Consider the following 17,518-nt stretch of genomic DNA (forward strand, 5'->3'; position numbering starts at 1 on the left):
CGACATGGTAGAGCCGGGCCGCATGGCTCTCAAGGCCGCCGACGATCTCGCGCAGGCTCTGAGCCCCCGACAATTGCCCATAGAGCAAGGCCACGAACTGGCTCTTGGTCGACAGCCGACGCACATGCTTGTCCGCATGGTGCTTGTCCACAAGCCGTTCGAACACGCCCCAGGGAACATGCTTCAAGACGTCGTGGAAAACGCTATTGTGGTGCCGCACGGTGTTGCTCCCTCGTGTCCGGAAGACACGCCAAACGTCTGAACACGAGTAGAATCAACACCGTGCGCTCAGTCCACAAAATTAAACCGGACAGCCGTGGGTCAAGCCCGGGCATGACGACAGTGAAAGCCGCTGGCGCCCGGGAACGATAGGCTAGGCGGAGTACCGGCTTTGAAGAAGGGGCGGCGCCTCTAGCGCGGGCGCGGGATCTCGTGCCGGGTGGCACCGGCGCTCGCGCGGCGGTCGCGCCATTCGATGAGCGCCTCGCGTACGACGTCGTTCATCGATTGATACCGCCCATCGGTCACGGCCTGCTGCAGCACGACTGCAAGCTGGGGCGGGATGGCGACGCTTATCTTCTCGACGGTGCTCATCATCGTTCCGGCCTTCTTTGGCATGTCGCCAGTTCCAGACCAGAAGAGGAACCGACGATCTGTGCGATCGCGCACAATGTGAATCTTACGCGGGAAATTGGTCGCAATAGGGCGATATGACGTCGCGTAAGACGCAGGCGGTAAAGGTCTGCGTCAAAATGCTCCAGCCATGCAACCCTTGCATGGTAGCCATGATGTCGTTTTCCACTTGCGAAAAGGTCGCGCCGGGAGCATGTGCGCAAGATGATCGGCGCCAATTCTGGCCGGTCGCTACGCCCTGGAGAATGGCCATGAGCGCCTTTTCGCGCTTCGTCGCCCGCCTGCACCGCCGTCAGGCCGTCAACCCAGTTACCGCGCGGGCGCGCTCGCGCTTCGCCCGCTCCATGCCGGGCGAGACCGGCGCGCTGGAGGCGCTGCGTCTCCACGGCCTTGTCCGCTAAGGTCGTAAACGCCTCCAGGACCTAGCCGAAGCCGGCCGGCTCGCCAGCTCCCAGCCTCAGCCGAGATCTCGGCGTCTCGTGCAATTCCCGCGCGAGGGCCTGTTTGCGCGCGGCTTCACGCCTTGCGGGCGACGATGTAGGGGCCGTGGGGGTTGGTGCCGAAGACACGCTCGTCGACGATCTGGAAGCCGGCGTCGCGGATTTTCTCGCGAAGAGCGGTCTTGGTAAGGGCATTGACCGGCGGGAAAAGGCCGACCGCGCGCAGCACGAGGAAGAGACCGCGCAGGCTCAGCTTCATGTCGGCGAAACACCAGGTCTTGGCGATCATCATGCCGCCGGGCTTCAGCTGCGCATGGATGCGCGAGAGCGTGCCGGGAAGGTCGTCCACCAGATGCAGCACCTGGAAGGCGCAGATAACGTCGAAGGGCCCGCCCTCGAAGGCGCTCTGCGCATCGGCGAGAACGAAACGCAGGTTCTGCGGCGCGGGCTTGGCCTTAGCGATGCGCAGCATCTCGGGCGAGAAATCGGCCGCCGTCCATTGCGCCACGGAGGGCGCCAGACGAATCGCCGTCGAACCCGTGCCGCAGCCGATCTCCAACACATGGTCGCTCGGCTTCAGCCGGCCGGCGGCATCGGCCAGCATCGCTTCGTAGGCGTCCGGGTCCTTCAGGGGGCGCGCGGCGTAGCGCTCGGCGATCTTGTCCCAGAAGGTTGCCTGTGCGGCCTTTGTCATCGCCCGGCTCGCCCCCTTTTCACGCCTTGCGGGAGGTGACGCTCTCCGTCAGCATCGGCTCGCCGGCGACGGGCTCCTGCTCCGGCACGCCCCATTCGCGGCCCGCCTCGGCGAGCGCGCACCACAGATATTCCGCCATCGACCAGCGCACATAAAGGCGCAAGCGCGCCGCACCCTCCTCCTCGTGCTCCAGCCACAGATAGGCCTGGGCATGGCCGAAATTCGAGCCGGCCACCATGCCGGGCTTGAAGGCGCGCGGATGCAGGTCGAGCGTCGTCAGCTTCATCAAAGCCTGGCGCGCCTTGGGGCCTTCCACGAGGATGGCGGTATAGTAGTTGCTGACCTCGGTGAACTGGTGATGCGTGTCGGCAAGGCCGGCGGCGAGCGCCTCGGCGAGCTCGCCCGCCTCCGCTTCCGGCGCCACGACAAGAAACTCGTCGGGGCCGAGCCAGAGCACGGCGCGCTCGCCATTGACCACCGACATCAGCGGCGCCGCCGGAAGGTCGAGCCCTGCCGCCTGGCGGAAGGCCGCCTCGCCGGCCGCCGGGTCGAGCCGAAGGACGAACTTCGCAGCAAAGGGAAGCTCGGCAAGCTTGATCGTGCCCGGAGCGCCTTCGATCGCCTGGCGGCGGAAGAGCGGCAGGCGCCGCTCCGGCGGTCCCACCCTTTCCTCAGCCATGCAGCGCCTCCCGCGGCGGCTGCGGCAACTGGCCTTTCGCCTTCAAGGTCAGGAAATCGGTCTCCGTCACGCGCACCGGCACGGTCGGCAGGCCGCCCTTGGTGGCGAAAAGCCGCTCGCCGATGCGCCTGCCGCCCGATTCCACCAGCGCGAGCGCGATGGAGCGGCCGAGATTGGGGCTGTAATAGCTGGAAGTGACATGGCCGAGCATGGGCACGGGCGGCTCCGGCTCGTTGCGCCTTTGGAGGATATGCGCCCCCTCCTCCAGGACGAGCTCAGGGTCCTCCGTCAGGATGCCGACGAGTTGCCTGCGGTCCGGGCGCGCCGTGTCGGAGCGCGAGAGCGAGCGCTTGCCGATGAAGTCGCCGTTCTTCTTGACGATCCAGTCCATCCTGAGATCGTGCGGCGTCACCGTGCCGTCGGTGTCCTGGCCGACGATGATGAAGCCCTTCTCGGCGCGCAAGAGATGCATCGCCTCCGTGCCGTAGGGCGTGATGCCGTACTTGCCCCCCTTCTCCAGGACGGTGCGCCACATCCAACGCCCATAGGTGGCGGGGATGTTGATCTCGTAGGAGATTTCGCCGGTGAAGGAGATGCGGAAGACGCGCACGGGAATGCCGCTCATGGTGGCGTTCCGCCAGGCCATGAACTTGAAGCGCTCCGGGTCGGGATCGAAATCGTCGAGAAGCTCGGCTAGAAGCGCCGGCGATTTCGGCCCGCAGATGGAGGCGACCGCCCATTCCTCGGTGACGGAGGTGAGAAAGACCTTCAGCTCCGGCCATTCGGTCTGCAGGTAATCCTCCAGCTTGGCGAGGACGCGCGCCGCGCCGCCGGTGGTCGTCGTCATGTGGAAATGGTCGTCGGCGAGGCAGGCGGTGACGCCGTCATCCATCACCATGCCGTCCTCGCCGAGCATCAGCCCGTAGCGGCACATGCCGGGGGCGAGCTTCGACCAGGCATTGGTGTAGACGCGACCCAGGAACTCGCGCGCGTCGGGACCCTTGACGTCGATCTTGCCAAGGGTGGAAGCGTCGAGCACGCCGCAGGCGGTGCGCGCGGTCCGTGCCTCCCGCTGCACGGCGGCGTAGAAATCCTCTCCGTCCTGTTCGTCGGCACGCAGATAGGCGCGCGGGCGCAGCCAATCGCCCACCGGCTCGAAGACGGCGCCATGGCGACGATGCCAGGCATGCATGGGCGTCATCCGCCGCGGGGCGAAATGCGGGCCGATATGCTGGCCGGCGAGCGCGGCGATGGTGACGGGCTTATAGGGCTGGCGGAAGGTGGTGGTGCCGATCCGCACCGGCTCCTCGCAGCGCTCGGCGGCGAGAAAGGCGAAGGCGTTGAGGTTCACCACCTTGCCCTGGTCGGTGCCCATGCCGGTGGTGGTGTAACGCTTGGCGTGCTCCACCGCCGAATAGCCTTCCTGCACGGCAAGGCGCAGATCCTTCGCGGTCACGTCGTCCTGCAGGTCGATGAAGGCGCGGCGGCGATGCGCCGGCAGATGCGAGGGCAGCTCCGCCATCACCTCGATGCGCCCCTGGCCGGGCTCCACGCCCTCCACCTCCGGCACGGCGACATCGCCGGAGGCAAAGCCGGCCGCCGCGGCCGCCTCCACGCCGGCGCGCGCGCCTTCCGCCAGGACATCAGGCAGCGCGAAGGTGCCGTTCGCCGCCCCGGCCGAGCGCTCGCGCTGCCAGGAAAGGCCCGGCTTGAAGGCGGCGATATCCGCATCCCAGCGAAGCTTGCCGCGCGACTGGGAAAAAAGCGCCACGTTCGGCGCCCAGCCGCCGGAGACGGCGAGCAGGTCGCAGGCGATCTTGGAGCCGCCCTCGCCCACCGTGCCGTCCTCGCGCAGCGGGCGCACCTCGATCTGGCGGATGCGGCGCCGGCCCTCGGTACCGACGAGGGTGGAGCTGGCGTGGATCGGAATGCCGAGCCGCGCCGCCTCGGCGAGATGCTCCGGCGCCATCTCCCGGCGGATATCGACGATGGCGGCAATCTCCGCGCCCGCCCTGGCAAGATCGAAGGCGGCGACCCAGCCGCTGTCGTTGTTGGTGAAGACCGCCGGGCGCTTGCCGGCCATCACCCCGTAGCGGTGCAGGAAGGTGCGCACGGCGCCGGAAAGCATGATTCCCGGCCGATCGTTCTCGTGGAAAACGAGCGGGCGCTCCAGAGCGCCGGTCGCCAGCACGACCTGTCTGGCGCGCACCCGCCAGAGGCGCTGGCGCGGCAGATGACGCAAGCGCTTTTCCTCCGGCAAATGGTCGGAGACCTTCTCCCACAGGCCGACGAAGTTGTTCGCGTAGTAGCCGAAGGCGCAGGTGCGGGGGAGCACCGTCACCTCCTCCATCGCCGCCAGCTCCTTCTCCGTATCGGCGACCCATTGCGCCGGCGGCGTGCCATCGAAGCGCAAGCCCTCCGGATCGCGCGCCAGCGCCGAGCCGCCGAGCCGCGCCGTCTCCTCGCAGAAGATGACGCGGGCGCCGGAGCGGCCGGCGGCGAGCGCGGCCATCAGCCCGGCCGGGCCGCCGCCCACGACGAGGACGTCGCAATGCCGGTTAACGGCCTCGTAGCGGTCCGGATCGCCCGGTTCGGGCGCCCTTCCCATGCCGGCGGCGGCGCGGATGATGGGCTCGAAGATCCCCGTCCAGGTGCCCGGCGGGCCCTTGAAGGTCTTGTAATAGAAGCCGGCCGGCATGAAGCGGGCGAAAGCGTCGTTGACGGCGCCGAAATCGGTGGCGAGCGAGGGCCAGCAATTCTGGGCGTTGGCGACGAGACCCTCATAGAGCTCCTGCTCGGCGGCGCGCGTGTTCGGGTCGCGGCGCGTGGCCTCCGCGCCGATGGTGACGAGGCCGACCGGGTCCTCCGAACCGGCGGCGAGGATGCCGCGCGGGCGGTGATACTTGAAAGAGCGGGCGAGCATGTGATGGCCGTTGGCAAGGAGCGCGGAGGCGAGGGTGTCGCCCGGATGGCCGGGATAGGAGCGCCCGTCGAAGGTGAAGCGGATGACGCGCGAGCGCTGGATGAGGCCGCGCTTTGCGACGCGATAAGGCTGCTTGGCCATCAGCCGCCCTCGCCCGGCTGGATCACCTTCACCGCATCATTGCCGGAGCCGAGCGGCGCCTCGCCGGAGGGCGTGGCCGGCAGGCGCGCCTCCACCTTCGGCGGCGTCTCGCCGATCCTGTAGACGGCGAGGATGTCGTCGGTGGCGGTGTTGCGCAGCATGTTGAAGAAGCGCCGACAGCCGGCGGCATGCATCCAGCGCTCGGCCAGCACCCCCTTGGGATTGGCGCGCATGAAGAGGAAGTCGGCCCATTCGGCGTCGCTCATGTCCTCGCGCCAATGAGGGCGCGCAATATGCGCCTCGCCGCCATAGGCGAACTCGGTAAGGTCGCGCTCGCCGCAATAGGGGCAGGTGATCACGAACATGGAAGGCTCCTTGAGAGGCCACCAAGCTTCGTCGTCATCGCCGGACTTGATCCGGCGAACCATGCCGTGGCCGCAGAAGCGGGCCGCATCGGGAAAGGCATGGATGCCCGGGTCAAGCCCGGGCATGACGACAGAGAAAAACCCCGGCGCATGGATGCGCGGGCCGCGCCCGGGGGTGACGACACTGGAGCCGCCGCGCGAAAATGAACAGAGCCTCGCATCCTCGCCTCCCTAATGCGCCACGGCCGCAGCGCCGTGCTCGGCGACGAGATCGCCGGTGACGAAGCGCTCCAGGGTGAAGGGCGCGGCGATCGCGTTCGGCTCGTCGTTGGCGACGAGGTCGGCGAAGGCGTGGCCGGAGGCGGGCGTCGCCTTCCAGCCGCCGGTGCCCCAGCCGCCATTGACGTAAAAGCCCTTCACGTCCGTCTTGGAGATGATCGGCGAGGCGTCCGGGCAGACATCGACGATGCCACCCCATTGCCGCATCATCCGAAGGCGCGAGACGAAGGGAAAGAGCTCGATCAGCGCCGCCATCTGATGCTCGATGATGCTCAAGGAGCCGCGCTGGGTATAGGAGAGATAGGGGTCGATGCCGGCACCGATGACGAGCTCGCCCTTGGAGGACTGGCTCATATAGACATGCACGGCGTTGGACATGACCACGCAGGGCATCACCGGCTTCAAAGGCTCTGAGACAAGCGCCTGCAAAGGATGGCTCTCGATCGGCAGGCGCAGCCCGACAAGGCCGGCGATCACCGAGGTGTGGCCGGCGGCGACGGAGGCAACCTTCTGCGTGGCGATGCGCCCCCGCGTCGTCTCAATGGCGGTGACGGCGCCCTTCTCGGTTTCAATGCCGGTCACCTCGCACTCTTCGATGATGTCGACGCCCATCGCCGAGGCGGCGCGCGCAAAGCCCCACACCACGGCGTCGTGGCGGTTGACGCCGCCGTCGCGCTGGAGGGTGGCGCCGATCACCGGATAGCGCGCCTCCGGCGCGATGGAGATGGGCGGGCAGAAGGCCTTCACCTCCTTGGCCTCCAGCCATTCGGCCTGAACCCCGTTGAGGCGGTTCGCCTCCACGCGCCGCTTCAATTGCCGCGCCTCACCCTCGTCATGGGCGAGGTTGAGGACGCCGCGATGGCTCATCATGATGTTGTAGTTGAGCTCGCGCGACAGGCCCTTCCAAAGATGAAGGGCGTGATTGTAGATCGCCGCGGAGGCGTCATAGAGATAGTTGGAGCGGATGATGGTGGTGTTGCGGCCCGCATTGCCGCCGCCGATCCAGCCCTTCTCGATGACGGCGATATTGGTGAGCCCGTGCAGCCTGGCGAGGTAATAGGCGGTGGCAAGACCATGGCCGCCGCCGCCGATGATCACGGCGTCATAGGAGGCTTTCGGCTCCGCCTTTCGCCAGGCGGGCTGCCAGCCCTTGTGGCCGGAAAGGCCTTCGCGGAGGAGCCGCAGGACGTTGTAGCCGTGCATAGGCGCCGTTTAGCCGCCGTTTCAGGCAAGGGCAAATCAGGAAGCGGCGTGATGTTGTCGCTTAGCGGCGAGAAACGGCGGCAACAGCCAGACGACGGTGCGCCCGGCCGCATGGCCGGAACGTCGGGCGAGCTTTGTCGCGCTCGTAACGCGATGGATACCATCGCAGCATAATTCTATTTTAGGTTGCATTTATCTTCGGCAACCTCGGGCCGAACACATGGCCGAGAGGAGCTGAAAGATGACACACCAGACCTTCGATTTCGATTTCACCTTCGACAGCGCGACGAAGAGCTTCGTGGCGGCCAACGAGACCTATACGATCCCGATCGGGGCGCTTTGCGCCTTTCGCATCCGCGTCCTCGTCAACGGGCAACCGGCGCAGGTGGTGAGCTCGACCTGGGCGGTGCCGGGAACCCAGATCGTCGGCGGCTCCGTCACCCAGACCAACGCGCTCGGCGCCGCCCAGACGCAGGTCAACCCCACCATCCAAGGCGGCTATGGCGGCGACCCCGCCACAATCGCGACGGCCTGGGTCGATGTCGGCACGATGAACATCACCATTACCGGCACCTTCATCTGGGAGGAAGTGCACAATCCCTTCCAGGCCAACGGCCAGGCGATCATCGTCGCCCCCGAATTCGATACCGGCAACGTGCAGGTCAACATCAGCCAGCCGACAGAGGATGAGGGCGTTCTGGTCGTGCAATGGGGCTCCGGCCCGGTCCCCTATAGCTGCGCGCCCGACCTCGTCGGCGGCACCATAGGCTGCCTGCAGCTGATCAACGGGCTGCGCTACCGGGGACAGGACCGGACTCCAGCCGCCGTCAACGGAACGGCGGGCTATGCGCACAACTTCATCGACACGAGCGATCCGAACCTCTTCTACTGCTCGGCGATCGCCGCCAATGAGGGCGAGATCGACGACATCCAGGACCGGCCCGGCCTGCCCATGGAAGGCGAGCCGACCTATACCTGGTACCGGGTCGGCACGCTGCCGAACGCCACGGAAAACTACACCACCTATCTCGCCTACAAGGCCCCGGTCGGCGGCGCCGTCATCGCCAGCTACATCGTCGTCAAGGACGTCACCACCTGGGCATGGGCCGCGGAGGGATACTACGACCCGGACGAAGGCGGATGGGGCATCGATCCGACCTATTCCCAGGAGGACGATTCGGAAGGATGGCAGGTTCGCGCCTGGTCGATGCCGAGCTGGCAGAACGATTCGCAACAGGCGATGGTCTGGCGCTGAGAGCGAGCCGCCGGATGCCAGCGCGCAAGCGGCTCAGCCCCTGCCGACGAAGGGCATCTTCGTCGCCATGATCGTCATGAAGAGGACATTCGTCGACAAGGGCAGCGAGGCCATGTGCAGAACGGCCTCGCCGACCTCCTCGGCCGCCATGATGGGCTCGGCGGCCATGGTGGGCTCGGCGACGACGAGGCCGCTCGCCTGCGGCACGCCCTTGACCATGGCAGCGGCCAGCTTCCCGACGCGTCAGCAAGCCGACGATGATGAGCGAACGAGGCTCCAAGTCTGCCGCCCTCGGCCGCAACCAGGTTGTGACGATCAGGTTGTGACGATGCGCATTTTGTAATACACCGTATTACATTCTGAAGAGAGAGAGAGCCATGTCGAAATCTCCGCTGTCCGACCCGATCACGATCCGCCTGCCGATCGACGTCCTTGCCGAGATCGAGGCCGTCGCGAAGACCTGCGAGCGCACCAGAAGCTGGGTGATGGTGCGTGCGCTCCGGCTCTATCTCGCCGGCGAGGGTGCCGACATCCTCGCGGTCAGGAAGGCGCGGTCCGAGGTCGCCGATGGCGACGTCCACGAAATGGACGATGTGCTGGGCGAGATCGAAAAGATCGTCGGAGGTAAGGCGGCCTGATGCGGGTGCGCCTTTCGGGTGGTGCTCGCAACTACCTGCGCGCCGAAGCCGCCTATTTGCGCGGCCATAGCGGTGCCGCAGCAGAGGCATTCCTTACCAGGATGAAGGAGGCGCGGAGGAATCTAGCCCAGTTCCCCGATCTCGGTCTCGGACCGGAGCGTCTGCCGATTCCCGGTGCGCGCCGGTTCATTGTCAGCGACTATCTGCTCGACTACGAGGTCAAGGGTGGGGAGCTTGTGATCCTCGCCATTCGGCATGGGCGCCAGCCGCCGCCGAGCCTGAAGATCGAAGACGATTTCGACTACGAGGTCCAGCCGCCCGACGTTCCAAAAGACGAAGCGTAGAGCGCGGCCTATCCCCTGCCGACGAAGGGCATCTTCGTCGCCATGATGGTCATGAAGAGGACATTCGTCGACAAGGGCAGCGAGGCCATGTGCAGAATGGCCTCGCCGACCTCCTCGGCGGCCATGGTGGGCTCGGCGACGACGAGGCCGCTCGCCTGCGGCACGCCCTTGACCATGGCGGTGGCCAGCTCGGTCGCCGCATTGCCGATATCGATCTGGCCGCAGGCGATGTCGAAGGCCCGCCCGTCGAGCGCGAGCGTCTTGGTCAGGCCGGTGATGGCGTGTTTGGAGGTGGTGTAGGGCACGGAGCCGACGCGCGGCGCATGGGCGGAGATGGAGCCGTTGTTGACGATGCGCCCGCCCTGCGGCCGCTGTCGGCGCATCAGGGCGAAGGCGGCGCGCGCGCACAGGAACGAGCCCGTCACGTTGACGTCGATCACCCGCCTGAAGGTCTCCACCGGGATCTCGTCGATCGTCGCCGCCGACGAACCGGTGCCGGCGTTGTTGAAGAGAAGGTCGAGACGGCCGAAGCGCTTCTCGATCTCGGCGAAGAGCGCCTCCACCGCCCCCGCATCGGCAACGTCGGCGGCCATCGCCAGCCCCTGCCCCTCGCCGGCGCCGGCCTCGCGCAGGGTTTCATCAAGCGCTTCCTGGCGGCGGCCGGTGACGACGACCGTCCAGCCGGCCGAGAGCAGGGCCTTCGCCGCCGCCCGCCCGATGCCCGAGCCGCCGCCCGTGACGAGCGCGATCTTCGCCGTTTCAGCCATGTCGTTTCCGCCCTCCTATCGTTGCCACGCCTCGGCGAGGCGATGGCGGGCCGTCCAGCCGCTCAAGACATTAGAACAAGCCTTCGATCTGACCATCATCGTTGAGGCGGATTTTCTCTGAGGAAGGCACGCGCGGCAGGCCGGGCATGGTCATGATCTGCCCGCAGATGGCAACGACGAAGCCGGCACCGGAGGCAAGACGCACCTCGCGGACCGGCACGGTGTGGCCGGTCGGCGCCCCGCGCAGATTGGGATCGGTGGAGAAGGAATACTGGGTCTTGGCCATGCACACCGGCAGATGACCGAAGCCGTCGGCCTCCCATTTCTTCAATTCATCGCGCACCGCCTTGTCGGCGATGGCCTCCGAGCCGCGATAGATGCGCTTCACCACCGTGTCGATCTTGGCGAAGAGCGGCATGTCGTCGGCATAGAGCGGGGAGAACTGCGCCGTGCCGGCATCGGCGATGCGCGCCACCTCCTCGGCAAGCTCCAGGATGCCGGCCGAGCCCTCCGCCCAGTGGCGGGCGACGATGGCCTTGGCGCCGAGAGAGGCGACATAATCGCGAACCGCGGCGATCTCGGCATCGGTATCGGTGGTGAAATGGTTGATGGCGACCACCGCCGGCACGCCGAACTGTTTCACGTTCTCCACATGCCGGCCGAGATTGGCGCAGCCCTTCTCCACCGCCGCGACGTTCTCCCCGGCAAGATCGTCCTTGGCGACGCCGCCGTTCATCTTCAGCGCCCGGATGGTGGCGACGATGACGGCCGCCGCCGGCTTCAGCCCAGCCTTGCGGCATTTGATGTCGAAGAACTTCTCCGCCCCCAGATCGGCGCCGAAGCCGGCCTCCGTCACCACGTAATCGGCGAGCTTCAGCGCCGTCTTGGTGGCGGCGACGGAGTTGCAGCCATGGGCGATGTTGGCGAAAGGCCCGCCATGGACGAAGGCGGGATTGTTCTCCAGCGTCTGGACGAGGTTCGGCTTCATCGCCTGCTGCAACAGGACGGCCATCGCCCCGTCCGCCTTCAAATCGCGCGCCGTGACGGCGGCGCGGTCGCGGCGGGTGCCGACGATGATGTCGCCGAGGCGCTTTTCCAGATCCTTCAGATCGGAAGCAAGGCAGAGGATCGCCATGACCTCGGAGGCGACGGTGATGTCGAAGCCACCCTGGCGCGGAAAGCCGTTGGCGACCCCGCCGAGCGAGCAGACGATGTCGCGCAGCGCCCGGTCGTTCATGTCCATCACCCGGCGCCAGGTGATGCGGCGCTGATCGAGATTAAGCTCGTTGCCCCAGTAGATGTGGTTGTCGATCATCGCCGACAGAAGGTTGTTGGCCGATGTGATGGCGTGGAAGTCGCCGGTGAAATGAAGGTTGATGTCCTCCATCGGCACGACCTGGGCATAGCCGCCGCCAGCCGCCCCGCCCTTGACCCCGAAACAGGGGCCGAGCGAGGGCTCGCGCAGGCAGATCGCCGTCTTCTTGCCGAGGCGGTTGAGGCCGTCGCCGAGACCGACAGTGGTCGTCGTCTTGCCCTCGCCCGCCGGCGTCGGGTTGATGGCGGTGACCAGGATGAGCTTGCCGTCGGGACGGTCCTTGAGGCTGTCGATGAAGGCGCCGGAGAGCTTGGCCTTGTCGTTGCCGTAGGGCTCCAGGAATTCCGCTTCGATGCCAAGCCCGGCGCCGATATCCCAGATCGGCTTCTTCAGCGCGGCGCGCGCAATCTCAATGTCGCTTTTGGGCTCCGTCATCATCCTCCCCACGGCACTCCAGTATGTTTTTTCCGGCCAACCCGTAAGGTTCGGCAGGCCGGCACTTTTCTTGCGGCATTGTGCCCGGCGGGAAGAAGCACTAGCGTCTTTGAATAAGCCTAAATGGCCCATTTGCGACATGGCTGCAGCCGGAACCGAAACGGCGTGGGAGGAGCCAGTGCAAGATGTGAGGCACAAGCCGCTGAAGGCGCCGCCCGCTGAGATCCGCGTCCAGCACTACGCCTTCGTGCTCGTGCCGAACTTCACCATGCTCGCCTTCGCCATGGCGGTGGAGCCCCTCAGGATCGCCAACCGCATGGGCGGGCGCGACTGCTATCGCTGGAGCCTCATTTCGCTGGACGGCGAGCCGGCGCGCGCCTCCAACGGCATCGCCTTGACGCCGGATATGTCGCTGAGGGAGGCCAAGGAGCGGGCGCGCACCGGCGAGCGGCCGGATTTCGTCTTCGTCTGCGGCTCGCTCGGCGTGGAGCGCTTCCATTCCCACGAGCTCAATACCTGGCTCGGCACGCTCGACCGCCAGGGGACGGGCATCGGCGCGCTCGATACCGGTGCCTGGGTGCTGGCCGATGCCGGGCTTCTGGACGGGCGGCGCTGCGCCATCCATTGGGAATCGCTTCCGGCCTTTTCCGAGCGCTTTCCGGAGGCGGAGGTCTATGCCGACCTCTTCGAGGTGGACGGCAACATCTATACCTGCGCCGGCGGCACGGCGGCGCTCGACATGATGCTGCACCGCATCGGCGCCGATCTCGACGACGCCACCGTCACCAAGGTCTGCGAACAGGCGCTGACCGACCGCATGCGCGGGGCGCAGGATCGCCAGCGCCTGCCGCTCAGAGCCCGGCTCGGACTGCAGAATTCCAAGCTCCTGTTCATCATCGAATTGATGGAGGCCAATGTCGCCGAGCCGCTGTCGCTCCTGGAGATAGCCCGCTATGCGGGCCTTTCGCGACGGCAGATCGAGCGCCTGTTCCGGCGCAATCTCGGCCGCTCACCGGCGCGCTACTACCTGGAAATCCGGCTCGACCGGGCGCGCTACCTGCTCATCCAGTCTGACGTGCCCATCGTGGAGGTGGCGGTCGCCTGCGGCTTCGTCTCCGCCTCGCATTTCTCCAAATGCTACCGCGAGCTCTACGGCCGTTCGCCGCAGCAGGAACGACAGGGGCGCGATCGGCTGCCCGCCTGAGGCCCGCGATCAGGAGGCGACGCGTCGTTCCTCGCCCGCAAAGGGGCTGAGGCCGAGCCATTGCTGCATGGAGGCGCCGAGGAACTCATCGCCCATCAGCTTGAGCCGGCCCGAGGCGGTCTCCTCTCCCACCGTCGTCAACCCCATCCAGATCGCCGTCATGGTGCGCAGATCGGAGACGACGTGCAGGTCGACGTCGAAGCCCGGATCGATCGAGCACAGGTCCACCTCACGCCCCTCGACGATGAGCCACCAGTAGCGGCGGGGCCGCGGCAGCTCGGGATACAGAATCTGTATCACCGCCCGGCGCGGCAGCAGCGGCGTCGGGTCGAGGTTGCGCCGCATGTCCCACATGAGAAGCGAGGGATCGAGGTTCTTCAGCGAGGTCTGCGCCTCTAGCCAGCGCTGGCCCCAGAGGCCGAGGCCGAAGACCACCGGCTTCAGATCCTCTCCGGACGTGGTGAGGCCGTAGTGCCATGAACCGTCGCCGCCGCGCACGCGCTCCACGATCCCGGCGGTTTCCAGCTCCTTCAGGCGCTTCGACAGAAGCGTCGGCGACATGCGCGGCAGGCCCTTGCGCAGGTCGTTGAAGCGGCTGCTGCCTGCGAAGAGTTCCCGCAGGATCAGCGGGGTCCAGCGTGTGCAGACGATCTCCGTCGCCATCGCGACGGGGCAGAACTGGCCGTAGCTTTGGGTGCCGCCCATTGGCCGTCTCCCAGACTTCCTGCCCCACCGTCATTGTAGAGTAATTTCAAGGTTGCGCGCCAGTGGTCCAGATCCTGAACTTGTCCGGGCCGTGCTCCTGCGCTTGCCTTTGCGTGGCCCGGGGTGCCTTCGCGCCGATGCCACAGGCTCCCCGGACGAGACAGGGAGAACACCGATGACCAATCTCGACATTGCCAGCCCGGCGCCGCCCGCCGCCATCCCGCCGCAGGATCTGGAGGCGCTCCGGCAGACGCTTCGCGGCGCCGCCTGCATGCCGCGCGAGGCGGGCTACGACGAGGCGCGCACGATCTGGAACGCCATGATCGACCGCCGGCCGGGCCTCGTCGTGCGCTGCGAGGGGGCGGCCGACGTCATCTGCGCCTTGGAGGTCGCCCGCCGGCACGGCCTCGTCCTCGCGGTGCGCGGCGGCGGACACAACATCGCCGGCAGCGCCGTCTGCGACGGCGGCCTGCAGATCGACCTTTCGCCCATGCGCTGGGTGCGGGTCGACCGGGAGAACCGGATCGCCCATGTCGGCCCCGGCGCGACGCTCGGCGACGTCGACCGCGAGACGCAGGCCTTCGGCCTCGCCGTGCCCACCGGCATCAACTCCACGACCGGCATTGCGGGCCTCACCCTCGGCGGCGGCTTCGGCTGGCTGACGCGCAAATACGGCATGACGATCGACAATCTCATCTCCGCCGACGTCGTCCTCTCCGACGGACGGCTGGTGCGGGCGAGCGAGAGCGAGAACCCGGACCTCTTCTGGGCCCTGCGCGGCGGGGGCGGCAATTTCGGCGTCGTCACCAACTTTGAGTTCCGCCTGCACCCGGTCGGGCCGCAAGTGCTCTCCGGCCTCGTCGTGCACCCGTTCGAGGATGCGCGGGACATCCTCACGCGATACCAGCACCTCCTCGACGAGGCTCCGGACGAGCTCACCTGCTGGGCGGTGATGCGCCAGGCCCCGCCTCTCCCCTTCCTTCCGGAGGAATGGCACGGGCGCAAGGTGCTGATCCTCGCCATGATCTGGACCGGCGACATGGAGGAGGGCGAAAAGGCGACAGCGGCACTGCGCGGGCTCGGCACGCCTATCGTCGACGTCGTCTCCCCGCATCCCTTCGTCGGCTGGCAGGCGGCCTTCGACCCGCTGCTCGCGCCGGGAGCGCGCAACTACTGGAAGACGCACGACTTCGCCCAGCTCGACGCGGCGCTGATCGACACGCTGATCGAGGCCGTCGGTCGGCTGCCGGGGCCGGAATGCGAGGTGTTCCTCGCCCATGTCGGCGGGGCGATGAGCCGCGTCGCGCCGGACGCCACGGCCTATCCCCAGCGGCAGGCGCATTTCGTCATGAACGTGCATACGCGCTGGCGCGAGCCGAGCGAGGATTCGGCCTGCATCGGCTGGGCACGCGACCTGTTCCAGGCGGTCGCCCCGCATGCGCTCGGAAGCGCCTACGTCAACTTCATGCCCGAGGACGAAGCGGGAAGGATCCGGGAGGCCTATGGGCCCAACTACCGCCGGCTCGCCGAGATCAAGCGGGCCTACGACCCCGACAATCTCTTCCGCACCAACCAGAACATCGCGCCGGCCTGAGCGGCCCGAACGCACGCCGCCGTTCCCGTCCCCCGGGGGCGGCGGAGCGCCGACGGCGTCAGAAATCGTCGTTCATGCGCCGCCAGCGCAGCCACATCTTCTCGCCAATCATGCAATCGATGCGCGGCTCGCTCTGCGCCCTCAGAAGCGGGTTCGCGCCCGGTTCATACGCGGCGATTTCCAGGAGAAGCTTCTGGCGGATGGCGGTGGCGAATTCGGCGACCTCGCGCACCGGCAGGGCGAAGGCGCCGGTGCCACCGATGACGCAATCCTCGTAATAGATGTCGAGATTGGGGATCGACATGAAGCCGCCGGGATCGGGGCCCTTCAGCATCACCGGCAGGCCGTTGATGATGATGCCGGCGGCGACCAGTCGGTCGCGCTCCACCGTCACCGGCAGGCCCTGGTTGTTGGCGCCGTCGCCGGAAACATCGACCACCCGGCGCAGGCCGGCAAAGCCGTTATCCTCGAAACTCTCGAAGGCGAAGCCGAGCGCGCCGGAGATGGAGGTGCGGCGCAGCCTGCCGCTGACCGTGGCGGCGAGCTGGTCGGCGAAGGCGGCGGCGCTCGCCGCGTCCTCCACCAGCCTCCAGGGAACGACGACGCGCTGCAGCCTGTCGCCGGCCCATTCCACATAGGTGACGGCGATGCGCCCCCAGCCGCCATCGCGGATGGCGGCAATGACGGCCGGGTCGCGGAAGGCCGCCTCGTAGCCGGCGCGCTGGAAGGCCTGCTCCTCCGGGTCCATCGACCAAGAGACATCGACGGCAAGCACCAGCTCCAGATCGACGGGAACTTCCTCCGCACTCGCCGCGGCGACCAGCGGCAAAAACGGCAGCGAGGCTAGAAGCGCCGCCAGAGACGAGAGAGGAGCAAAGCGCCGCATGGCACAAGCTTGAGCGAAGAGCGGCTTCTGTCCAATCACATTTGCCGGATGGCGGCGGCTAGCGCTTCGCCGGAGACAAGCACGGATTAGCCGGTCGCCTCGTTTCTCTCGCCCCCGGCATGCTCCAAAGCCCAGATATCGTGCTCGTGCTCGATGCAGCTTGCGATGAGTTGGCGCCAGACCGGCTCGGCGATCGCCCGGGAAAGCCCCTGCTTTTCGGCCTCCGCGAGCACCTTGGCCACCACATCCTCGACGCGCCAGGGCAGATAAACCTCCTCCGCGCGCGGCTTGATGCGCCCTGCCGCCTCGATATAGCGCTGGCGCTCGGCCATCAGGGCGACGAGAATCCTGTCCAAGCGGTCGATCTCGGCGCGCACCTCGTCCATGGCGCGGCAATTCTCCGGAAGCGTCTGAGCGGGGGGAAAGGTCATGGGCGCCTGTCTATAGCGCCGGGCGAAAAAGCGGCAAGCCGCTTTGTCGCATGCCTGGCCTCAGAGCGGCCACGCGGCGGGAAATGCCGCAAGACGCTCGGCGCCCCATGCTCCGCGAGCGGAGCGGAATGGATGCCAAGGCGGGGCCTTGGCATGACGACATTCTATGATTCAGCGTTCATGATTCTCTGAATCAGCGTTCATGGTCGTCATGGCCGGCTCGCTCCCCCGTGTTGTCGTCATGGCCGGGCTCGACCCACGGCTGTCCGGTTTAATTTCACGCCCATTGCAGGAGCATTTGGTTGGGGTCCTTGGACGGCTCTGGGGGTGGCTCGATCAGGCGGTCGATGCGCTTTTTGTGCATGAGGTTGGCGCGCACGAGCCTGGCGAAGGCGAGCGGGCTTTGAATGGCGTTCTGGGCGGCCTGGGCGAGGCGCAGGATGAGGAAGGCGATGAGCGCCACGGCGATCTGGATGCGCACGGCGTTCTCGCCGCGCCCGAGAAAATGCCTGATCTTGAGCGTCTGCTTGACCCACCGGAAGAACAGCTCGATGGCCCAGCGCCTTTTGTAGAGGTCGGCGATCTCG

19 protein-coding genes and 1 pseudogene are annotated in these 17,518 nt (G+C 67.0%); 6 read left to right on the top strand and 14 right to left on the bottom strand.

The annotated features are described in order from the left end of the window. Both Q331_RS23595 and Q331_RS22630 read right to left on the bottom strand, forming a co-directional pair. Positions 1–220 (bottom strand): DUF4372 domain-containing protein (locus Q331_RS23595; protein ID WP_156953296.1); only part of this gene is annotated, 220 nt, incomplete at its 3' end. A gap of 191 nt (positions 221–411) precedes the next feature. Continuing rightward, positions 412–597, bottom strand: a complete 186-nt coding sequence (locus Q331_RS22630) for a ribbon-helix-helix domain-containing protein (protein ID WP_034493146.1) — start codon at positions 595–597, stop codon at positions 412–414. Positions 598–884: 287 nt separating this feature from the next. Between Q331_RS22630 and Q331_RS23995 the strand changes: the two genes are divergently transcribed. Beyond that, positions 885–1,034 carry a hypothetical protein gene (locus Q331_RS23995; RefSeq protein ID WP_169738537.1) on the top strand — a complete coding sequence of 50 codons (150 nt, stop codon included), beginning with the start codon at positions 885–887 and terminating at the stop codon, positions 1,032–1,034. A gap of 115 nt (positions 1,035–1,149) precedes the next feature. On the opposite strand, the gene Q331_RS0118415 is transcribed toward Q331_RS23995, so the two are convergent. The 5 genes from Q331_RS0118415 to Q331_RS0118435 all read right to left on the bottom strand — a co-directional run bounded on the left by Q331_RS0118415 (position 1,150) and on the right by Q331_RS0118435 (position 7,357). Beyond that, on the bottom strand, positions 1,150–1,767 hold the full coding sequence (locus Q331_RS0118415) for a class I SAM-dependent methyltransferase (RefSeq protein ID WP_026381872.1): 618 nt from the start codon (positions 1,765–1,767) through the stop codon (positions 1,150–1,152). Positions 1,768–1,786: 19 nt separating this feature from the next. Continuing rightward, positions 1,787–2,446 (bottom strand): sarcosine oxidase subunit gamma, encoded by a 660-nt coding sequence (locus tag Q331_RS22635; RefSeq protein WP_051631350.1) that lies wholly within the window; start codon positions 2,444–2,446, stop codon positions 1,787–1,789. Next, entirely contained in the window at positions 2,439–5,510 is a 3,072-nt protein-coding gene (locus Q331_RS22640) for a sarcosine oxidase subunit alpha family protein (protein WP_051631351.1), read from the bottom strand. The genes Q331_RS22635 and Q331_RS22640 overlap by 8 nt, the downstream gene beginning before the upstream one ends. Then, the gene (locus Q331_RS0118430) at positions 5,510–5,875 is read right to left on the bottom strand and encodes a sarcosine oxidase subunit delta (RefSeq protein WP_026381873.1); all 366 of its coding nucleotides are present in this window, start codon (positions 5,873–5,875) and stop codon (positions 5,510–5,512) included. The genes Q331_RS22640 and Q331_RS0118430 overlap by 1 nt, the downstream gene beginning before the upstream one ends. Positions 5,876–6,106: 231 nt before the next feature. Beyond that, positions 6,107–7,357: a sarcosine oxidase subunit beta family protein gene (locus tag Q331_RS0118435; protein WP_026381874.1), complete on the bottom strand. Its 1,251-nt coding sequence runs from the start codon at positions 7,355–7,357 to the stop codon at positions 6,107–6,109. Positions 7,358–7,598: 241 nt separating this feature from the next. Between Q331_RS0118435 and Q331_RS0118440 the strand changes: the two genes are divergently transcribed. Further along, the gene (locus Q331_RS0118440) at positions 7,599–8,612 is read left to right on the top strand and encodes a hypothetical protein (RefSeq protein ID WP_026381875.1); all 1,014 of its coding nucleotides are present in this window, start codon (positions 7,599–7,601) and stop codon (positions 8,610–8,612) included. A 33-nt stretch (positions 8,613–8,645) separates the two neighbouring features. Here the strand turns inward: Q331_RS0118440 and Q331_RS0118445 are convergent. Next, positions 8,646–8,843: pseudogene (locus Q331_RS0118445) on the bottom strand (3-oxoacyl-ACP reductase); the annotation flags it as partial. A gap of 146 nt (positions 8,844–8,989) precedes the next feature. Between Q331_RS0118445 and Q331_RS0118450 the strand changes: the two are divergent. Together Q331_RS0118450 and Q331_RS22645 are read left to right on the top strand one after the other, a co-directional pair. Then, a complete protein-coding gene (locus tag Q331_RS0118450) occupies positions 8,990–9,250 on the top strand; it encodes a CopG family ribbon-helix-helix protein (RefSeq protein ID WP_026381877.1) in 261 nt (86 codons plus the stop codon). After that, complete coding sequence (locus Q331_RS22645; RefSeq protein WP_051631352.1) at positions 9,250–9,594, top strand: type II toxin-antitoxin system RelE/ParE family toxin; 345 nt, start codon at positions 9,250–9,252, stop codon at positions 9,592–9,594. Before Q331_RS0118450 ends, Q331_RS22645 begins: the two co-directional genes overlap by 1 nt. A gap of 8 nt (positions 9,595–9,602) precedes the next feature. Here the strand turns inward: Q331_RS22645 and Q331_RS0118460 are convergent, their stop codons facing one another. Further along, positions 9,603–10,361, bottom strand: a complete 759-nt coding sequence (locus tag Q331_RS0118460) for an SDR family oxidoreductase (protein ID WP_026381878.1) — start codon at positions 10,359–10,361, stop codon at positions 9,603–9,605. 70 nt (positions 10,362–10,431) lie between these two features. Continuing rightward, entirely contained in the window at positions 10,432–12,111 is a 1,680-nt protein-coding gene (locus Q331_RS0118465) for a formate--tetrahydrofolate ligase (RefSeq protein ID WP_026381879.1), read from the bottom strand. Positions 12,112–12,379: 268 nt separating this feature from the next. Between Q331_RS0118465 and Q331_RS0118470 the strand changes: the two genes are divergently transcribed. Continuing rightward, a complete protein-coding gene (locus Q331_RS0118470) occupies positions 12,380–13,315 on the top strand; it encodes a GlxA family transcriptional regulator (RefSeq protein ID WP_245615741.1) in 936 nt (311 codons plus the stop codon). Between the two features lie 9 nt (positions 13,316–13,324). Here Q331_RS0118470 and Q331_RS0118475 read toward each other — a convergent pair whose 3' ends face one another. Continuing rightward, positions 13,325–14,020: a winged helix-turn-helix transcriptional regulator gene (locus tag Q331_RS0118475; RefSeq protein ID WP_026381881.1), complete on the bottom strand. Its 696-nt coding sequence runs from the start codon at positions 14,018–14,020 to the stop codon at positions 13,325–13,327. A 175-nt stretch (positions 14,021–14,195) separates the two neighbouring features. On the opposite strand from Q331_RS0118475, the gene Q331_RS0118480 reads away from it, so the two are divergent. Next, on the top strand, positions 14,196–15,614 hold the full coding sequence (locus tag Q331_RS0118480; RefSeq protein WP_026381882.1) for an FAD-binding oxidoreductase: 1,419 nt from the start codon (positions 14,196–14,198) through the stop codon (positions 15,612–15,614). A 58-nt stretch (positions 15,615–15,672) separates the two neighbouring features. Here Q331_RS0118480 and Q331_RS22650 read toward each other — a convergent pair whose 3' ends face one another. The 3 genes from Q331_RS22650 to Q331_RS22660 form a co-directional block, all read right to left on the bottom strand. Further along, complete coding sequence (locus Q331_RS22650) at positions 15,673–16,500, bottom strand: DUF1194 domain-containing protein (RefSeq protein ID WP_034493149.1); 828 nt, start codon at positions 16,498–16,500, stop codon at positions 15,673–15,675. Between the two features lie 86 nt (positions 16,501–16,586). Next, positions 16,587–16,931: a chorismate mutase gene (locus tag Q331_RS22655; RefSeq protein ID WP_051631353.1), complete on the bottom strand. Its 345-nt coding sequence runs from the start codon at positions 16,929–16,931 to the stop codon at positions 16,587–16,589. A 277-nt stretch (positions 16,932–17,208) separates the two neighbouring features. Continuing rightward, a partial coding sequence (locus Q331_RS22660) for an IS4 family transposase (RefSeq protein WP_026381883.1) occupies positions 17,209–17,518 on the bottom strand: 310 nt, incomplete at its 5' end.

It is taken from the genome of Afifella pfennigii DSM 17143, assembly GCF_000688515.1.
GTDB lineage: Bacteria > Pseudomonadota > Alphaproteobacteria > Rhizobiales > Afifellaceae > Afifella > Afifella pfennigii.

Bases quoted from the DNA above. Each gene is read 5' to 3' on its own strand.
- Q331_RS22640 (WP_051631351.1), bottom strand. From the start codon at position 5,510: ATGGCCAAGCAGCCTTATCGCGTCGCAAAGCGCGGCCTCATCCAGCGC.
- Q331_RS22655 (WP_051631353.1), bottom strand. From the start codon at position 16,931: ATGACCTTTCCCCCCGCTCAGACGCTTCCGGAGAATTGCCGCGCCATG.
- Q331_RS22635 (WP_051631350.1), bottom strand. From the start codon at position 2,446: ATGGCTGAGGAAAGGGTGGGACCGCCGGAGCGGCGCCTGCCGCTCTTC.
- Q331_RS0118460 (WP_026381878.1), bottom strand. From the start codon at position 10,361: ATGGCTGAAACGGCGAAGATCGCGCTCGTCACGGGCGGCGGCTCGGGC.
- Q331_RS0118480 (WP_026381882.1), top strand. From the start codon at position 14,196: ATGACCAATCTCGACATTGCCAGCCCGGCGCCGCCCGCCGCCATCCCG.
- Q331_RS0118440 (WP_026381875.1), top strand. From the start codon at position 7,599: ATGACACACCAGACCTTCGATTTCGATTTCACCTTCGACAGCGCGACG.
- Q331_RS0118430 (WP_026381873.1), bottom strand. From the start codon at position 5,875: ATGTTCGTGATCACCTGCCCCTATTGCGGCGAGCGCGACCTTACCGAG.
- Q331_RS0118435 (WP_026381874.1), bottom strand. From the start codon at position 7,357: ATGCACGGCTACAACGTCCTGCGGCTCCTCCGCGAAGGCCTTTCCGGC.
- Q331_RS23995 (WP_169738537.1), top strand. From the start codon at position 885: ATGAGCGCCTTTTCGCGCTTCGTCGCCCGCCTGCACCGCCGTCAGGCC.
- Q331_RS0118450 (WP_026381877.1), top strand. From the start codon at position 8,990: ATGTCGAAATCTCCGCTGTCCGACCCGATCACGATCCGCCTGCCGATC.
- Q331_RS22645 (WP_051631352.1), top strand. From the start codon at position 9,250: ATGCGGGTGCGCCTTTCGGGTGGTGCTCGCAACTACCTGCGCGCCGAA.
- Q331_RS0118415 (WP_026381872.1), bottom strand. From the start codon at position 1,767: ATGACAAAGGCCGCACAGGCAACCTTCTGGGACAAGATCGCCGAGCGC.
- Q331_RS0118470 (WP_245615741.1), top strand. From the start codon at position 12,380: ATGCTCGCCTTCGCCATGGCGGTGGAGCCCCTCAGGATCGCCAACCGC.
- Q331_RS22650 (WP_034493149.1), bottom strand. From the start codon at position 16,500: ATGCGGCGCTTTGCTCCTCTCTCGTCTCTGGCGGCGCTTCTAGCCTCG.
- Q331_RS0118465 (WP_026381879.1), bottom strand. From the start codon at position 12,111: ATGACGGAGCCCAAAAGCGACATTGAGATTGCGCGCGCCGCGCTGAAG.
- Q331_RS22630 (WP_034493146.1), bottom strand. From the start codon at position 597: ATGATGAGCACCGTCGAGAAGATAAGCGTCGCCATCCCGCCCCAGCTT.
- Q331_RS0118475 (WP_026381881.1), bottom strand. From the start codon at position 14,020: ATGGGCGGCACCCAAAGCTACGGCCAGTTCTGCCCCGTCGCGATGGCG.